The sequence below is a fragment of the Arsenicicoccus dermatophilus genome (assembly GCF_046267915.1).
GTDB lineage: Bacteria > Actinomycetota > Actinomycetes > Actinomycetales > Dermatophilaceae > Arsenicicoccus > Arsenicicoccus dermatophilus_A.
The window spans coordinates 1628098-1643714 of the sequence record NZ_CP176520.1 but is presented as its reverse complement, the minus strand read 5'-3'; the positions used below and the strand labels follow the sequence as shown (position 1 = coordinate 1643714).

The following is a 15617-nucleotide window of genomic DNA, read 5'->3' as shown; positions in this document are numbered from 1 at the left end:
CCAGCCCTGGCGGGGAGCATCCCCGTCGTCGGCCCGGTCCCGCACCTCGGTGGTCATGTGCGTGCCCCGGCGTCGGGCCGAATCATGCCCGATCGGCGGCGCCTGCGTCACCTTTGGTCGACGACACGCCTGAGCACGGCGTCCAGACCGTCCGCGAGCCCCGCCGGGCCGGCGATGGTGACCGGGTCAGCGGGTGGTCGATCCCCCAGCCCACGCACCGTGCCGCCCGCCTCGGTGACGACGATCCAGCCTCCCGCGAGGTCCCACTCGTGCAGGCCCCGCTCGAAGTACGCGTCCACCCGGCCGTCGGCCACCCAGCACAGGTCCAGGGCCGCGCTCCCCCTCCGGCGGATGTCCCGCACACGGGGCAGCACCTCGGCGATCACCCGCCCCTGCTCCGCGCGCACCGACGCCTCGTAGCCGAAGCCGGTCGCCAGGAGCGCCGCCCCCAGGTCGTCGGCGGCAGGGACGGCCAGGGTGCGCTCGCCCGCGCCGGTGACCAGGCGCGCGCCGCCCCCGAGGTGGGCGACGTGGGCCTCGCCGGTGACCGGTTCGACGACGGCCCCCGCGACCGGTCGCCAGGCCCCCGGGACGTCCGGGGCACCGACGACGGCCGCGACGGAGACGGCATACGCCGGGATGCCGTAGAGATAGTTGACGGTGCCGTCGATGGGGTCCACGACCCAGGTGATCCCGGACCGGGTGGTCACCCGCCCGGCCTCCTCGCCGTGGAAGCCGTCCTCGGGCCGCGCCGCGGCCAGCAGCTCGCGAGCCAGGGCCTCCGAGCGCCGGTCCATCACGGTGACCACGTCGGTGCGGCTCGTCTTGGTGGCCGCCACCCCCAGATCGCCGGGACGCTCGTCGACGATCAGCCGGCCGCAGCGGCGGGCGACGTCGAGGGCGAGACGCTCGAGGGCAGGCAGGTCGGTGCCGGCGGGAGGCATCAGCGAGTCGGTCATGACGCCCATCCTGTCACCGCGGGCTCGGTCATCCCCCGCAGAGGGCCGGGCGCTCCCCCCGTCCGCGGCAGCACCCGGGAGGACAGGTGCTCCACAGGGCCGGGCCGGCGACGGCCGCCGCCTCGACCTCCTCGCCCCGGGCCAGCGCGGCCCGTTCGAGCACCAGGTCGGCCAGACCCGCCACGAAGTCCGGGTGGGTGCCCACCGTCGGCACCCGGTGCAGGCGCAGCCCGAGCCGCTCCGCCGTGGCCGCCGCCTCGGTGTCCAGGTCGTAGACGACCTCCATGTGGTCGGACACGAAGCCGACGGGGGCCACGACGACGTCGGTGACCCCCTCGCCCGCCAGCTGCTCCAGGTGGTCGTTGACGTCCGGCTCCAGCCACGGCTGCCCCGGAGCCCCGGACCGCGAGCAGTAGACCAGTGCGCTCGGCACCTGCCGCCCGGTCCGCGCGGTCACCGCCTCGTCGGCGAGCCGGGCGACCCGCAGGTGCTGCTGCACGTACCCCTCCTCCTCGTCGCCCACCGGTCCGGAGCTGGTCTGCATCGGCGTAGGGATCGAGTGGGTGACGTGGGCGACGCGGGTGGTCGCCAGCCGCTCGGCCGGCAGCCCCGCCACCACCTGCGCGGTCAGCCCGGCCATGGTCGCTGCGAAGCCCGGGAGCGTCGCGTAGACCCGGACCTTGTCCACGGCCAGCTCCCGACCCTCGGCGTGCAGCGTGGCGACGGCGTCGGCGAGGTTCTCGCGGTACTGCCGGCAGGAGGAGTAGGACGAGTAGGCGCTGGTCACCACCGTCACCACCCGGCGGGCGCCCCGGTCGTGCAGCTCGCGCAGGGTGTCGACGAGCCACGGCGCCCAGTTGCGGTTGCCGAGCGCGACGGGCAGCGGGCACCCGCGTGCCGCGAGCTCGGCGTGCAGCGCCGCCACGAGTGCCCGCCCGAGGTCGTTGACCGGGCTGCGTCCTCCGCGGTCGTAGTAGTGCTGCCCGACGATCCGCAGCCGCTCGTCGGGGATGCCCCGCCCCGCGGTCACCTGGCGCAGGAAGGGCAGGACGTCCTGCGGCTGCTCGGGTCCGCCGAAGGACAGGACGAGCACGGCGTCGTAGGGGGCCACGGTGCTCTCGGTGACGTCGGGCTGCTGGGTCATGACTGGCTCCTGGAGGGTCGAGGTGGGTGAGGTGCCTGCCACCGCCACCGCAGCGCCGCCATGCGCACCACGAAGACGAAGGTGGCGCAGCCGAGCGTGACGGCCACGCCCTGGGCCCGGGCGGTGTGCGCGGCAGCCAGCAGTGCTCCCCCGGCGAGCGCAGGTATGGCGTAGAGCTGGGTGCGGAGCACCTCGGGAACCACGCCGGCGAGCACGTCTCGCATCATGCCCCCACCCACGGCCGTCATCAGCCCGACGAGGACCGACTCCAGGGCGGGGGCGCCCAGCTGGAGCGCCTTGAGGGTCCCCGCCGTCATGAAGGTCGCCAGCCCGAGGGCGTCCATGGTGAGCACCACCCTGGCGAAGCGGTCCACCCCGTGGGCGTAGCCGAAGGCCACGAAGCCGGCGGCCACGGCCGTCAGGACGAGTCGCCAGTCGCTCAGCCCCACGGGGCGGACGTCGAGGACGACGTCGCGGGCGACGCCGCCGCCGAGCGCGGTGACACAGGCGAGCACCTGCACTCCGAAGACGTCCAGGCCCTTGCGGACCGCGACGAGGCCACCCGAGAGTGCGAAGGCGAAGACCCCGATCAGGTCGAGCCCGAGGAGGACCGCGGGGTGGGAGGCGAGCATGGCTCACCAGCCTAGCGGTACGGCGCGCCACGGTTGGTGACCAGCCGTATTCGTGGAAACCTAGGTGGGGACGTGTCGGAGGAGGATGGAGATCGCATGAGCGTGCAGGACCTGCGGCTGGTGGGACTCGCCGACGACGGCGTGCACCTGCTCCTCGCCGACGAGGCTGGCGCCCGCTACCGCGTCGCCCTGGACCCGGCGCTGCGCTCCTTGATCCGGCACGAGCGACCCCGCCCTGACCAGCGGTCCGCCGAGCCGCCGTCGGTCAGCCCACGTCAGGTCCAGGCGCTCATCCGCGGGGGCGCCTCCGCGGACGAGGTCGCCGAGCTGAGCGGGTGGCCCAGGGACAAGATCGCCAAGTTCGAGGGGCCCGTCATCGCCGAGCGCGAGCACGTCGCCGGGCTGGCGACGGCCGTGCGGCTGCGCAGCGCGAGCGGCGGTGCCGAGATGCTGGCCACCCGGGTGGCCGAACGGCTCGACGAGCGCGGCGTCGACGCGGCCACCGCCTCCTGGGACGCCTGGCGGACCGAGGGATCGCCGTGGACGCTGGCTCTCACCTTCGCCGCGGGCGGGCGGCTGCGCGAGGCGCGCTGGCACTTCGACCTCGGCACCCGCGGGGTCACCCCCGTCGACGACGAGGCGCGCTGGCTCAGCGGCGACGCCGAGGGCCAGGGGCCGGAGCCCCTGGTGCCTCTCAACACCTCACCGCCCCGGCGCGCCCTCCCGCCGCCGGCCGACGCGCCGCACACCGCCCCGCCGGACGAGCACCGTCCCGCCCAGAGCCCGCCGCCGGTGGTCACCGGGCGACGCAGGCAGGATGACGAGGAGGCCGAGTTGGTCGCGTCCATGCGGCAGCGCAGCGCCGCCGGTCGCCGCCGGTCGCGCAAGGCCACCCCGCGCGGCGTCGGCACCCGTCCGCCCGGGAGCCCGCTCCCGGACGCCACGGCCATCGGGCGCAGCGACGAGGACGGCGACCCGCCGCCGGGGGTGCTGGCTGAGCAGGCGGATGCCGGTGCCCCGACCCGGCCCGCCATCGTCCCCACAGCCTCCCTTCCCACCCCGGTGTCCGAGCTGGACGCCGCGCTGGAGGCCGTCGCGCCCCGCCACGGTGGTGACCCGGCGACGGCGACGCGTGCCGAGTCCCTCGCCCCCGCAGCGGTACCCGCCCTCGAGCCGGGGCCGGACACGACGCGGACGGAGACCCCGCCCACGCGCGCTGTCCCCGGGAGCGCGGCGGTGGGCCCCGCCCAGCCCGACGACCCGGCCCTCCCGGCAGCGGACCCGGACACGACGGCCCCGGTCCTGCCCCAGGGCGGTCCGGTGAGCCGAGCGGCCCGGTCGGCGGACCCCCAGCATCCTCCGGCGCCCTTCGGCGCGGCTCGCGGTGAGGACGTGGAACCCCGCACCGGCGAACCAGCAGACCGACCGACCCCTGACACTGCCGCCCCGGCCCCCTGCGCCCCCACGGTGGCCCCCACCCCCGCGCAGCCCGCGGCCGACCGAGAGCAGGACTCGCCCGCCGTCGAGGTCGAGCGCAGCGAGCCCCGCATCGTCCCCGTGGAGCCGAGCCGCCGTCGCCGCGACCTCGACCCGGCGGACGATGCCATCGCCCTCGCCAACCACACCCAGGGCACCGACTCGCGGGCAGCCAGACCGATCCCGGGGGCCGCCGACGCCGACGCTCGGCCGCCCTCGGCGCCCGCGAGACCCGCGACGCCGGGTCCCCGCCCCGATCCCCCGACCGCGCAGGACGCCGCGACCGACGACCCGCCCCAGGACCGCGCACCCCGGTCGCAGGCATCGGTAGGCGAGCCCACGCCCCGGACGGGCGGGCAGCGACGTGCCCAGCAGCGCCGCAAGGCCGGTCGACCGTCGGTCCCCAGCTGGGACGACATCATGTTCGGCTCGGCCAGGAAGGACGGCGAGTAGCCCTCTGGCGCACCGGTGCCGCGGGGCGGACGGGCCCGCGCCGCTGACTCCTGGCACCGTGGCGCCGGCACCGTCCGCCCCACCGTCTGTCGACGTGCCGGCTCGTCGTCGACCGGCCCGGGCCGGGCACGCCGCAGGGCGCCTCCCCCTCGAGGAAGGCGCCCTGCGGTCGACCGGTCGGGTCAGGCGGTGGCGTTGCTGTCGCCGACCGTCGCGCGGCCGGCCTCGAGGCGGGCCACCGGGACGCGGAACGGCGAGCAGGACACGTAGTCCAGACCCACGCCGTGGAAGAAGTGGATCGACTGCGGGTCGCCGCCGTGCTCACCACACACCCCGAGGTGGATGTCCGGGTTGCCCTTGCGGCCGCCCTCGGCGCCCAGCTTCACCAGACGACCCACGCCGGTCTGGTCGAGGGTCTCGAAGGGGCTGACCGTGAAGACGCCCTTGTCCATGTAGTTGTTGAAGAACGCGGCCTCGACGTCGTCGCGCGAGAAGCCCCACGTGGTCTGCGTCAGGTCGTTGGTGCCGAAGGAGAAGAAGTCGGCCGACTCCGCGATGCGCTCGGAGGTGAGGGCGGCGCGGGGCAGCTCGATCATGGTGCCGATGGGCATGGACAGCTCCACGCCCTTCTCCTCGGCGACCGTGCGGATGATCTGCTCGGACTCGTCGCGGATCAGGTCGAGCTCGTTGATGGAGCCGACCAGCGGGACCATCACCTCGGGGCGGGGGTCACCGCCCGCCTGCTTGCGGATGGCGGCGGCCTCGGCCAGCGCCCGCACCTGCAGGGCGAACAGGCCCTTGACGGTCAGGCCGAGACGGACGCCGCGCAGACCCAGCATCGGGTTGGACTCGTGCTGCTTGCGGACCGCCTCCAGCAGCTCGGTGTCGCGCTGGTCGGCCTCGCCCTTGGCCTCGGCCACGGCGACCTTGACCGACAGCTCGGTCAGGTCGGGCAGGAACTCGTGCAGCGGCGGGTCCAGCAGACGGACGGTCATGGGCAGGCCGTCCATCGCCTCGAGCATCTCCACGAAGTCCTGACGCTGCAGCGGCAGCAGCGCGTCAAGAGCGGCCTGCTTCTCACCCTCCTCCTTGGCGAGAATCATCCGCTCGATCAGGACGCGGCGGTCCCCGAGGAACATGTGCTCCGTGCGGCACAGGCCGATGCCCTGGGCACCGAGCTGACGGGCGCGCTGGGAGTCCTCGGCGGTGTCGGCGTTGGTGCGCACCTGCAGACGCCGCACGGAGTCGGCGTGCTTGAGGATGCGGTCCACGGCGCGGACGAGCTCGACGGTCTCGTCGTCCTGGCCCTCGATGCCGGCCTCCAGGCCCTCCTCGAGGTAGCGCATGACGGGGCTGGGCACGACCTCGAGACGACCCTCGAAGACCTCCCCGGTGGCGCCGTCGATGGACATCCAGTCGCCCTCGCCGTAGGTCTTGCCGCCGACCGTGATGGTCTTCGCAACCGGGTCGATGACGAGCTCCTCGGCGCCGCAGACGCAGGTGCGGCCCATGCCGCGGGCCACGACGGCGGCGTGGGAGGTCTTGCCGCCACGGGCGGTGAGGATGCCTCGGGAGGCGATCATGCCGGACAGGTCGTCCGGGTTGGTCTCGCGACGGACCAGGAGCACGTCCTCACCCTGCGCGGCCTGCTCGACGGCGGCGGCGGAGTCGAAGACGACCTTGCCGACCGCGGCCCCCGGGGAGGCGGCCATGCCCTTGGTGATCAGGGTGCGCTCGCCGTTGGGGTCGAGCTGGGGGAACATGAGCTGGACGAGCTGCTCGCCGGTGACGCGCTCGAGGGCCTCGTCCATGGTGATCAGCTGCTCGTCGACGAGCTGGCCGGCGATGCGGAAGGCGGCGTTGGCCGTGCGCTTGCCGACGCGGGTCTGCAGCATCCACAGCTTGCCGCGCTCGACGGTGAACTCGACGTCGCACAGGTCGCGGTAGTGGGTCTCCAGCAGGCGCAGGTTGGCCTCGAGCTGCTTGAAGGGCTCGGGGTGGTGGTCGCCCATGTCGGCCAGGGACATGGTGTTGCGGATGCCGGCGACGACGTCCTCGCCCTGGGCGTTGATGAGGTAGTCGCCGTAGTGGCCCGAGTGCCCCGTGGAGGGGTCCCGGGTGAAGGCGACACCGGTGCCGGAGGACTCGCCCATGTTGCCGAAGACCATGGTGCAGACGTTGACGGCGGTGCCCAGGTCGTGCGGGATGCGCTCGCGGCGGCGGTAGAGGCGGGCCCGCTCGGTGTTCCACGACTTGAACACGGCGATGATCGCCATGTCCAGCTGCTCGCGCGGCCACTGGGGGAAGTCGCGGCCGGTCTCCTCGCGCACGATCTCCTTGTACTCCTCGACGAGCTCCTTGAGCCCGTCGACGGACAGCTCGGGGTCGGTCTTGGCGCCGTGCTCCTGCTTCTTGCGGTCCAGCGCCTCGGCGAACCTGCTCGAGTCGATGTGCATGACCGTCGCGCCGAACATCTGGATCAGGCGACGGTAGGAGTCCCAGGCGAAGCGGTCGTCGCCGCCCACGCGGGCGAGGCCCTCGACGGAGTCGTCGTTGAGCCCGATGTTGAGGACGGTCTCCATCATGCCCGGCATGGAGAACTTGGCGCCGGAGCGGACCGACACGAGCAGCGGGTCCTCGGAGTTGCCGAGGCGACGGCCCATCTTCTGCTCCAGGAGGCGCAGCTCCTTGGTGACCTGCACGCCGAGCTCGGCGGGAGCCTGGCCCTGGGCGAGGTAGGCCCGGCACGCCTCGGTGGTGATGGTGAACCCGGGCGGGACGGGAAGCCCGAGCTTCGTCATCTCCGCGAGGTTGGCACCCTTGCCCCCGAGCAGGTCCTTCTGGTCCTTGTCACCGTGCTCGAAGTCGTAGACGTACTGCGTCATCGATCGTCTCCCTTGACAATCTTGTGGCCCGCGGGCCGAGAGGCTCGTCCTTGTGCGACCAACCTAACGAACCGCGCCCAGGGCCGCCGACGCGGGGTGGCCTTTGCCCCGGCCGAGCCGGTCGCCAGGGGCCCTGCGACGACGTACCTGCAGGTCGAGACCGGTCAGCCGAGGAGTCCCGGTCCGAGGTCACCCTCGCGCCAGTGCCGACGGCACAGCACCCGATAGGTCGCCCCCGCTCCCCCGCCGGCGAGGTCGCCGACCGCGACCTGCGAGCCGGAGCGGATCACCCGACCGCCCTCGATCCGCGCGTTGACCCGGCCGGCCTGCCCGCACCAGCACAGCACCTCGACCAGGTCCAGGATGTCGTCGGCGAGCTCGACGAGCCGCCGCGACCCGGGGAAGGTCCGCGAGTCGAAGGCCGTGAGCAACCCGAAGCAGTCCACGTCGACCGCCATCTCGTCCACCACCCGGGCCAGCTGCTCCACCTGCTCGGGGGTGAGGAACTGCGCCTCGTCGACGATGACGAAGCCGCGCGGCGGCAGCGCCTCCCCGAGGGTGTCCACGAAGTCCGTGGCCGCGTCGAACTCCCGCGCGCTGACCGACATCCCGAGCCGGGAGGACAGGGTGCCCCCGCCCGCGCGGTCGGCCGAGGTGAAGATGAGCCCCGGTCGCCCGGCCTGGCGACGGTGGAAGCCGACCTGGATGGCGAGCGCGGACTTGCCGGCGCCCATCAGCCCGGCGTGGAAGCGGAGCCGACCGACCGCGGGTGCCAGGTGGCAGATCCCGAAGAGCGGCTTCTGGTCCGGCGCGGGACGGGCCTCGCGGGCGGCGTCGGTCACGCGCCGCTCCTCGGCGTCCAGGAGAGCAGGGGTATGGCGGTCTCCGCGTCGGTCACCGACCCGTGCACGCCCACCAGGGCGATCAGCTCGGGCCGCATGGACCGCGAGTCGACCACGGCGATGTCGCCGGTCATGGCCACGACCACGTCGCCGATGCGGGGGGCGACGCGGTCGTCGACGACGCCCATCAGCCGACGCTCGAGCACCTCCTCGCGGGTCAGCACCAGGGCCTGATCGCCCAGGTGGTCGGCCCAGCGGGCGGCGACGGTGGCGGGGGCGACGCCGGGCTCGGCATACAGCATCAGCGCGCGGGGCTCGCCACCGACGTGGCGGACATCGGCCGCGAGGTCCGGCACCTGGGCCAGGTCGGTGCGGGCGTCGAGGGGCACGTCGACCATGCCGTGGTCGGCGGTGACGTGCAGGGCGCAGTCGGGCGGAAGCATCCGGTGCAGGCGGGCGAGCTGGTCGTCGACGTGCTCCAGCTCGGCGGTCCACTGCGGGGACTGCCAGCCGTGCACGTGGCCGGCCTTGTCGAGGTCGCCCCAGTAGAGGTAGACGAGGGCTCGCGGGTCGGCCGCGGCGGCGCGGGCGGCGACCTCGACCCGGGCGTCCAGGTCCATCGCGCCCTGGAAGCGACCACCGCGCAGCGCGGCATTGGTGAGCCCGGAGCCGTCGAAGAAGTGCGGGCCGATGCGGGTCACCGCCACCCCGGCGGCCACGCAGCGCTCGAAGACCGTCTCGTGCGGCTGCCAGGCGAAGGGGTCCACGCCCTCGTCCCAGGCCAGCTCGTTGAAGGTGCGGTCCTCTCCGGGCACGAGCACCTGGTAGCCCACGAGCCCGTGCGCGCCCGGGGGCAGGCCGGTGCCGAAGGTGCCCATGCTCGTAGCCGTGGTCGAGGGGAAGCCGGACTGCAGCGCGGGCGAGCCGTCGAGGGCCTGGCGCAGGAAGGGCGCGTGTCCCCGCCGGGCGTCCAGGAGCCGGCGCCCCATGCCGTCGACCAGCACCACGACGGCGCGGCGCGCGGGCGCCAGCCGCACCTTGGCGACCTCGGCGGGGCCGAGGTCGACCCCGAGGGAGCGGGCCACCCCTGGCAGCACGTCGGCCAGGCCGAGTCCGGCGTAGGCCCGGCCGAGGAGCCCACCCTTGCCGCGCGCGCTCACCGGCCGGTGGCCAGGGACAGGGCCCGGGCGAAGGCTCGTGCCTGCCGAACCGCCTCGGGGCCGTCCGCGTCGGCGCTGACCCGGAAGGAGATGTCGTCGCTGGTGACGGTGCCGTCGTAGCCGTGGTCGCCCTCGCACGAGGGGTCGGCGCACGACGCGGGCGGCAGGTCGATCCGGCTGACCGCGCCCCAGCCGAGGGTCACGGTCACCTCCGACCCGAGCGTGCCGGGACGGTAGGCCGCGGCCGACCCCACGACGTGGGTGAGCATGACGCCGCGGACGCTGGCCAGCGGCACCGACTCGGAGGTCGCCATGACCACGGGGTCCCCGGCGCCGGACGGGCGCTCCCCGGCCCGGCCGGTGCGGGGCACCCCGGGCTCGGCGTGCATCTCCAGGTGGTCGTCGACGTGCCCGACCACGAGCCGGGACCGGGTGAGGACGAGCACGGTCAGGTGGCGCAGGATCTCCTCGTTGTCGAAGGTCGTCTCCTGGTGCACGAGGTGCTCGACGACCTCCTCCCCGGCCACGGCCTCGGCCACGACGTCCGCCACCAGCGCGGGGTAGTAGCCGGCGCGCTCGATGTCGCGGCGCAGGCTGTGCGGCAGCAGGTCGGCTGGGCTGACGGAGGCTCTGGGCATGGCCGCCATTCTGGCACCTCTGACGACGGTCGGACCGCTCTCGCGCGTCTCTCCTGCCCGCGACCGGGGGATCACGCCGTCGTCGCCCGGCGGGCTCACGTGGTCATGGCGCGGCGGTCCGCGTCGGTCCGCAGCGCGGGCGGTGCCACCCTCACCTCGGCGCCCAGCACGTCCGCCCCGCCGGCGCGGGCGCTCACCGGGTTGAGCTCCAGCGCGGCCACCTCCGGGAAGTCGTCGGCCAGCAGGCTGACCCGCCCGATGACCTCGTGCAGCGCGGCCAGGTCGACCGGCTGGGCGCCCCGGTGACCGTCGAGCAGCGGATAGGCGCGGACCGAGCGCACCAGGTCGGCGACGTCGACGTCGGTCAGTGGCGGGATCCGGTGCGCCACGTCCCCGAGCAGGTCGGTGGGGGTGCCCGCCACCGAGAAGCTCACGACGGGCCCGAAGAGCGGGTCCTCCACCGAGCCGACCACGCAGGCCACCCCGGGCTCGGCCATCCGCTGGACCACGAGCGCCGGGTCTCCCACCGAGGCGAACCGCGTCGCCAGGTGCGCCACCGCCTCCACCACGTCCCCGTCGTCGTGCAGGTCCAGGCGCAGGGCCCCGAGCCCGGGCGTGTGGCGCAGCACCTGGGAGACGGACTTGACGACCACCGGGCGGCCGACCACGTCGGCGGCGGCGACGGCCTCCTCGGGCGTGCGGACCCGGACCCGGCGCCAGACGTCGATGCCGTACGCGGCCAGCAGCCGGGACGCCTCGTCGTCGGTCAGGGTCCGTCCCTCGGGGCACTCCTGCAAGACCGCGTCGACGACGGCGAACGCCGCGTGCCGGTCGACGTCGTCGTAGGTCAGCCGCTCCCCCTTGTCGGCCTGGCGCCAGGCGGCATACCGGCTGACGTGGTCGAGCGCCCGCACCGCGTCCTCGGGCATGGCGTACGTCGGGAAGCCCCCCGCGAGCCCGGGGGTGGTGCGGCTGGCGGCGTCGCCGAGCCGCATCCCCAGGAAGGTGCTGAGCACGGGCTTGGGGGCGCCGGTCGCGATGGCGGCCACCGCCTCGACCACGCTCTCGTCCGCCGTGACCAGCGGGGGGATGAAGGTCGTGAGGACGGCGTCGACCGCCTCGTCGGCGAGTGCCGCGCGCAGCGCGTGGTCGAACTCCCCGGCGGTGGCCTCCGGGGCCAGGCAGACCGGGCCGTGGGTGACCTCGAGGCCGCGGGCGAGGCAGGCGTCGGTGGTGAGCGCGCCCAGGGCGTGGGCGTTGCCGACGACGGCCACCCGCCGTCCGCGCGGCAGCGGCTGGGCCGCGACCAGGGCGGCGACGTCGCACAGCTCGGCGATGGACTCCACCTGCATCACGCCGGCCTGGGTCATCATCGCGTCGAAGGCCCCCCGCGGCACCCGGGCCCGGCGGACCGGGTGCCCCGGCGGGACGGCATGGCCGTGGTGGCCGGCCCTGACCACGACGACCGGCTTGACGGCGGCGAGCTGGCGGGCGATCCGGGAGAACTTGCGCGGGTTGCCGACCGACTCCAGGTGCATGCCGACGGCCCGGGTGCTCTCGTGGTCGATGAAGTACTGCATCAGGTCGTTGCCGGACACGTCCGCGCGGTTGCCTGCCGAGGCGAACACCGACATCCCGAGCCCGCGCCGGTCCACGGCGGCGAGCAGCGCGACCCCCAGGGCGGCGCTCTGGGCGAAGAGCCCCAGCCCGCCGGCCCGCGGCAGGTGCTGGGCGACCGTGGCGTTGAGCCCGAGCCCGGTGTTGGCGATGCCGATGGTGTTGGGCCCGACCACCCGCATCCCGCCCGCGTGCGCGCGCCGCAGCAGCTCGCGCTGCCGCTCCACCCCCTCCGGGCCCGCCTCGGCGAAGCCGTCGGACGCGACGACCAGCGCCCGCACCCCGGCGGCCGCGCAGTCGTCCACGACGTCCGGCACCCGGTCCGCCGGCACGCACACCAGGGCCAGGTCGACCGGCTCCCCGATCGCCGACACCGTCGGGTGGCAGGGGACGCCGAGCACCTCGGTGGCGGTGGGGTGCACCGCGTGGAGCCTGCCGGCGTACGACCCGTGCAGGATGTCGTCCAGCACCAGGTGCCCCAGCGCCTCGACCCGCGGGCTCGCCCCCACCACGGCGACCGACGCCGGCTCCACGACCGCCTTGATGCTCTCCGCCTCGGCGCGGTGCTCGCGGGACAGGCGCACCAGCTCGGAGCGCTCGGTGGGGCGGATCTGGAAGGACACCGCGATGACGCCGTCGTCGAAGTGGTGGCGGACCTCGTAGCCCGCGTCGGTGAAGACCCGCATCATCTTGCGGTTCTGCGGCAGCACGTCGGCGACGAACTCCTCGACCCCCAGCTCCTGCCCGATCGCGGCGAGGTGCTCCAGCAGCACCGACCCGATGCCCTTGCCCTGCGCGTGGTCGGAGATGTTGAACGCCACCTCGGCGACGCCCGGCGTCACCACGTCGTAGCGGCCGACCCCGATGATCTCCTCGCGCACCGTCGCGACCAGGGCCACCCGGCTCACCTGGTCCACCTCGGTGAAGCGGGTCAGGTCCTTGTCGCTGATCTCCTTGAGGGGGGCGAAGAAGCGCAGGTAGATCGACTCGGCCGACTGCCGTGCGTGGAACGCCTGGATCCCCGCCCGGTCCTGCGGCCGGATCGGGCGCAGGTGGCACACGGAGCCGTCCCGCAGCACCACGTCCGCCTCCCACGAGGAGGGGTCGGAGACTCCCAGCCGACCAGGTCCGAGGCTGCCGCGCTGCTCGCTCATGGGGCCTAGCGTGGCACGACCACCTGCCCCGGGCACGGTGGGGCGCGCCCGGTCCGGCGGGGCCCGGTGCGCGTCCACCGGGTATGTCGGCAGGGGTCCGTCGGCAGGGCGTGCCAGGCTCGCGACATGGAGCACCAGGAGCTGGTCCGCGGACGCCGGATGCTGCGCCGGTTCGACCCCGACCGGCCGGTCGACGAGGCGACGATCACCCGAGCCCTGCAGGCGGCGACCCGCGCCCCCAGCGCCGGGTGGTCGCAGGGCTGGGACTTCGTGGTGCTGCGCCGGCCCGGGGACGTCGCGCGCTACTGGGAGGTGACCCGGCGGCCGGGACCGCCCGACGCCTGGGCCCGCGGGGTGATGACCGCGCCCTGCCTGGTCGTCGTCTGCAGCGACCCCCGGCGCTACCTCGACCGCTACGCCGAGCCGGACAAGGGCTGGACCGACCGGGACCCTGCCCGGTGGCCGGTCCCCTGGTGGGACGTCGATGCCGGCATGGCGGCGCTGCTCGTCCTGCTGTCGGTCCACGACGCCGGCCTGGGCGGGCTGCTGTGCGGCATCCCGGCCGGTCGGCAGGACGCGGTACGCCGTGCCTTCGGCATACCCGCGGATCGCCGGCTGGTCGGTCTGCTCGCGCTGGGACACCCGCCCGCCGACGGTGCCCGGGGCGTCCGCGGCAGCGCCGGTCGCGGTCGGCGGCCGCTGACCGAGGTGGCCCACGACGGCAGGTTCGGTCGGCCCTGGGACCCTGAGATCGGGCCCGATCAGGTCCCGGGCGACACCTGACCCAAAGGCATGACGTCTGTTCCCACATCCCACGTCCCGAGTAACCGCAGGACGGCCGCGCTTCCGATCGTTTCCGTCCTGACAAACGGACATATCCGGGTCTAGGGTGACAGGTGTCCGACGAGGACGTGGATAGGAGACATCCGGTGCACCAGCACGAGCGTCACCAGCTCATCGTGGAGCGGGCCCGATCCGAGTCGCGGGTCGAGGTGGCCGGGTTGGCCGACGAGCTCGACGTGACCCCTGAGACCATCCGACGCGACCTCACCGTCCTGGAGCGGCACGGCCTCGTGCGGCGCGTCCACGGCGGGGCGATCGCGGTCGAGAAGCTCGCCTTCGAGCCCACCACCCAGATGCGGGCCGAGCAGCGGACCGCGGAGAAGTCCGCCATCGCCCAGCGCGCCCGCGAGCTGGTCCCCGAGAGCGGGGTGGTGCTGCTCGACGCGGGCACCTCCACCCTGGCGCTCGCGCACCTGCTGCCCACCGGGGGCGAGCTGACCGTGGTCACCAGCTCCCTGTCCATCGCCCAGGCCCTCAGCAGCCGCGAGGACGTGGCGCTCTACCTGCTCGGGGGCCGCGTCCGGGTGAGGACGCTGGCCGCGGTGGGCGCCTGGGCCGTGGACGCGCTGCGGGACGTGCACGTGGACGTCGCCTTCATCGGCACCAACGGCCTGACCATCGACGAGGGCCTGACCACCCCGGACCCCTCCGAGGCCGCGGTCAAGCGCGCCATGATCGGCGTCGCGCAGCGGGTCGTCGTGGTCGCGGACCACAGCAAGGTCGGCGTGGCCCACTTCTGCCGCTTCGGCCGGCTCGGCGACATCGACACCTTCATCACCGACGACGGGCTCGACCCCGAGACGGCCGCCGAGATCTCGGCCCACGGCCCGGAGGTGGTCCGCGCATGATCCTGACCCTGACGCCCAACCCGAGCGTCGACCGCACGATCACCGTCGCCCGCCTCGAGCGCGGCGTCGTCCAGCGCGCCTGCGACTCCCGGACGGACCCGGGCGGCAAGGGCATCAACGTCTCCCGCGCACTGGCCGCCAACGGCACCGAGACCGTCGCCGTCCTGCCCGTCGGTGGGCCCCACGGCGCCGTCATGACCGACCTGCTGAGCCGGATCGACCTGGCCGTCGAGACCGTGCCGGTCGCCGAGGGGATCCGGGCCAACCTCGGCGTCGTCGAGCCGGACGGCACCACCACCAAGGTCAACGAGCAGGGGCCGCACCTGTCCGCCGAGGAGGTCGCCGCGCTGCTGGCCGCGGTGGACCACCACGCCGACCGCGGCCTCACCTGGCTGGTGGGGTGCGGGTCGCTGCCCCCGGGGGTGGACGTCGGCTTCTACGCCGACCTGGTCCGCCGCGGGCGCGCCGCCGGCGCCCGGGTCGCCATCGACTCCAGCGGGCCGGCCATGGTCGCGGCCGTCGCGGCCGGGCCGGACCTGGTCAAACCCAACGACGAGGAGCTCGAGGAGCTCGTGGGCCGTCGCCTGCCCACCCTCGGCGACGTCGTCGAGGCCTGTCACGAGCTGGTCGCCGGCGGCGTCGGGTCGGTCGTGGTCAGCCTCGGCAGCAAGGGCGCCCTGCTGGTCACCGCCGACGAGGTGGCCCACGCCCGGGCCACCGTCACCGACCCCCGCTCCACCGTGGGTGCCGGCGACTCGCTGCTGGCGGGCTACCTGCACGCCCTGTCCCGCGGGGACACCCCGGTCAGGGCCCTGCGGACCGCCGTGGCCTTCGGCTCCGCCGCGGTCTGCCTGCCCGGCACCGAGGTGCCCGGACCGGACCAGGTCCGTGCCATCCACGTCGAGGTCGTCGAGCCCGTCGACCTCAGCCTCCCTCTCTGATCACCGTCTCGCCCCCAAGGAGATC

General features: G+C 74.5%; 12 protein-coding genes. 4 read left to right on the top strand and 8 right to left on the bottom strand.

What is annotated here, in order from left to right:
* Positions 1–107 precede the first annotated feature (107 nt).
* The 3 genes from ACK2IS_RS07995 to ACK2IS_RS07985 are packed head-to-tail and all read right to left on the bottom strand — an operon-like array spanning position 108 to position 2735.
* Positions 108–959, bottom strand: coding sequence for an inositol monophosphatase family protein (locus ACK2IS_RS07995; protein ID WP_409485613.1), 852 nt, complete (start codon positions 957–959; stop codon positions 108–110).
* 28 nt (positions 960–987) lie between these two features.
* Positions 988–2103 carry a ferrochelatase gene (locus ACK2IS_RS07990; protein ID WP_409485612.1) on the bottom strand — a complete coding sequence of 372 codons (1116 nt, stop codon included), beginning with the start codon at positions 2101–2103 and terminating at the stop codon, positions 988–990.
* Complete coding sequence (locus ACK2IS_RS07985) at positions 2100–2735, bottom strand: trimeric intracellular cation channel family protein (RefSeq protein WP_409485611.1); 636 nt, start codon at positions 2733–2735, stop codon at positions 2100–2102. Before ACK2IS_RS07985 ends, ACK2IS_RS07990 begins: the two co-directional genes overlap by 4 nt.
* Before the next feature lie 96 nt (positions 2736–2831).
* On the opposite strand from ACK2IS_RS07985, the gene sepH reads away from it, so the two are divergent.
* Positions 2832–4664 (top strand): septation protein SepH, encoded by a 1833-nt coding sequence (gene sepH / locus ACK2IS_RS07980; RefSeq protein ID WP_409485610.1) that lies wholly within the window; start codon positions 2832–2834, stop codon positions 4662–4664.
* 182 nt (positions 4665–4846) lie between these two features.
* Here sepH and ppdK read toward each other — a convergent pair whose 3' ends face one another.
* From ppdK to ACK2IS_RS07955, 5 genes are all read right to left on the bottom strand, one after another.
* A complete protein-coding gene (gene ppdK, locus ACK2IS_RS07975; RefSeq protein WP_409485609.1) occupies positions 4847–7549 on the bottom strand; it encodes a pyruvate, phosphate dikinase in 2703 nt (900 codons plus the stop codon).
* Positions 7550–7713: 164 nt separating this feature from the next.
* On the bottom strand, positions 7714–8391 hold the full coding sequence (locus ACK2IS_RS07970; RefSeq protein ID WP_409485608.1) for a thymidine kinase: 678 nt from the start codon (positions 8389–8391) through the stop codon (positions 7714–7716).
* A complete protein-coding gene (locus ACK2IS_RS07965; protein ID WP_409485607.1) occupies positions 8388–9551 on the bottom strand; it encodes an alkaline phosphatase family protein in 1164 nt (387 codons plus the stop codon). Before ACK2IS_RS07965 ends, ACK2IS_RS07970 begins: the two co-directional genes overlap by 4 nt.
* Positions 9548–10198: a DUF5998 family protein gene (locus ACK2IS_RS07960; protein ID WP_409485606.1), complete on the bottom strand. Its 651-nt coding sequence runs from the start codon at positions 10196–10198 to the stop codon at positions 9548–9550. Before ACK2IS_RS07960 ends, ACK2IS_RS07965 begins: the two co-directional genes overlap by 4 nt.
* Positions 10199–10284: 86 nt before the next feature.
* Positions 10285–12960: a GNAT family N-acetyltransferase gene (locus ACK2IS_RS07955; protein ID WP_409485605.1), complete on the bottom strand. Its 2676-nt coding sequence runs from the start codon at positions 12958–12960 to the stop codon at positions 10285–10287.
* 126 nt (positions 12961–13086) lie between these two features.
* Here ACK2IS_RS07955 and ACK2IS_RS07950 point away from each other — a divergent pair, with 126 nt between their 5' ends.
* From ACK2IS_RS07950 to pfkB, 3 genes are all read left to right on the top strand, one after another.
* Positions 13087–13743 (top strand): nitroreductase family protein, encoded by a 657-nt coding sequence (locus tag ACK2IS_RS07950; RefSeq protein WP_409485604.1) that lies wholly within the window; start codon positions 13087–13089, stop codon positions 13741–13743.
* A 113-nt stretch (positions 13744–13856) separates the two neighbouring features.
* Complete coding sequence (locus ACK2IS_RS07945; RefSeq protein WP_409485603.1) at positions 13857–14651, top strand: DeoR/GlpR family DNA-binding transcription regulator; 795 nt, start codon at positions 13857–13859, stop codon at positions 14649–14651.
* On the top strand, positions 14648–15592 hold the full coding sequence (gene pfkB, locus ACK2IS_RS07940) for a 1-phosphofructokinase (RefSeq protein WP_409485602.1): 945 nt from the start codon (positions 14648–14650) through the stop codon (positions 15590–15592). The genes ACK2IS_RS07945 and pfkB overlap by 4 nt, the downstream gene beginning before the upstream one ends.
* Positions 15593–15617: the final 25 nt, after the last annotated feature.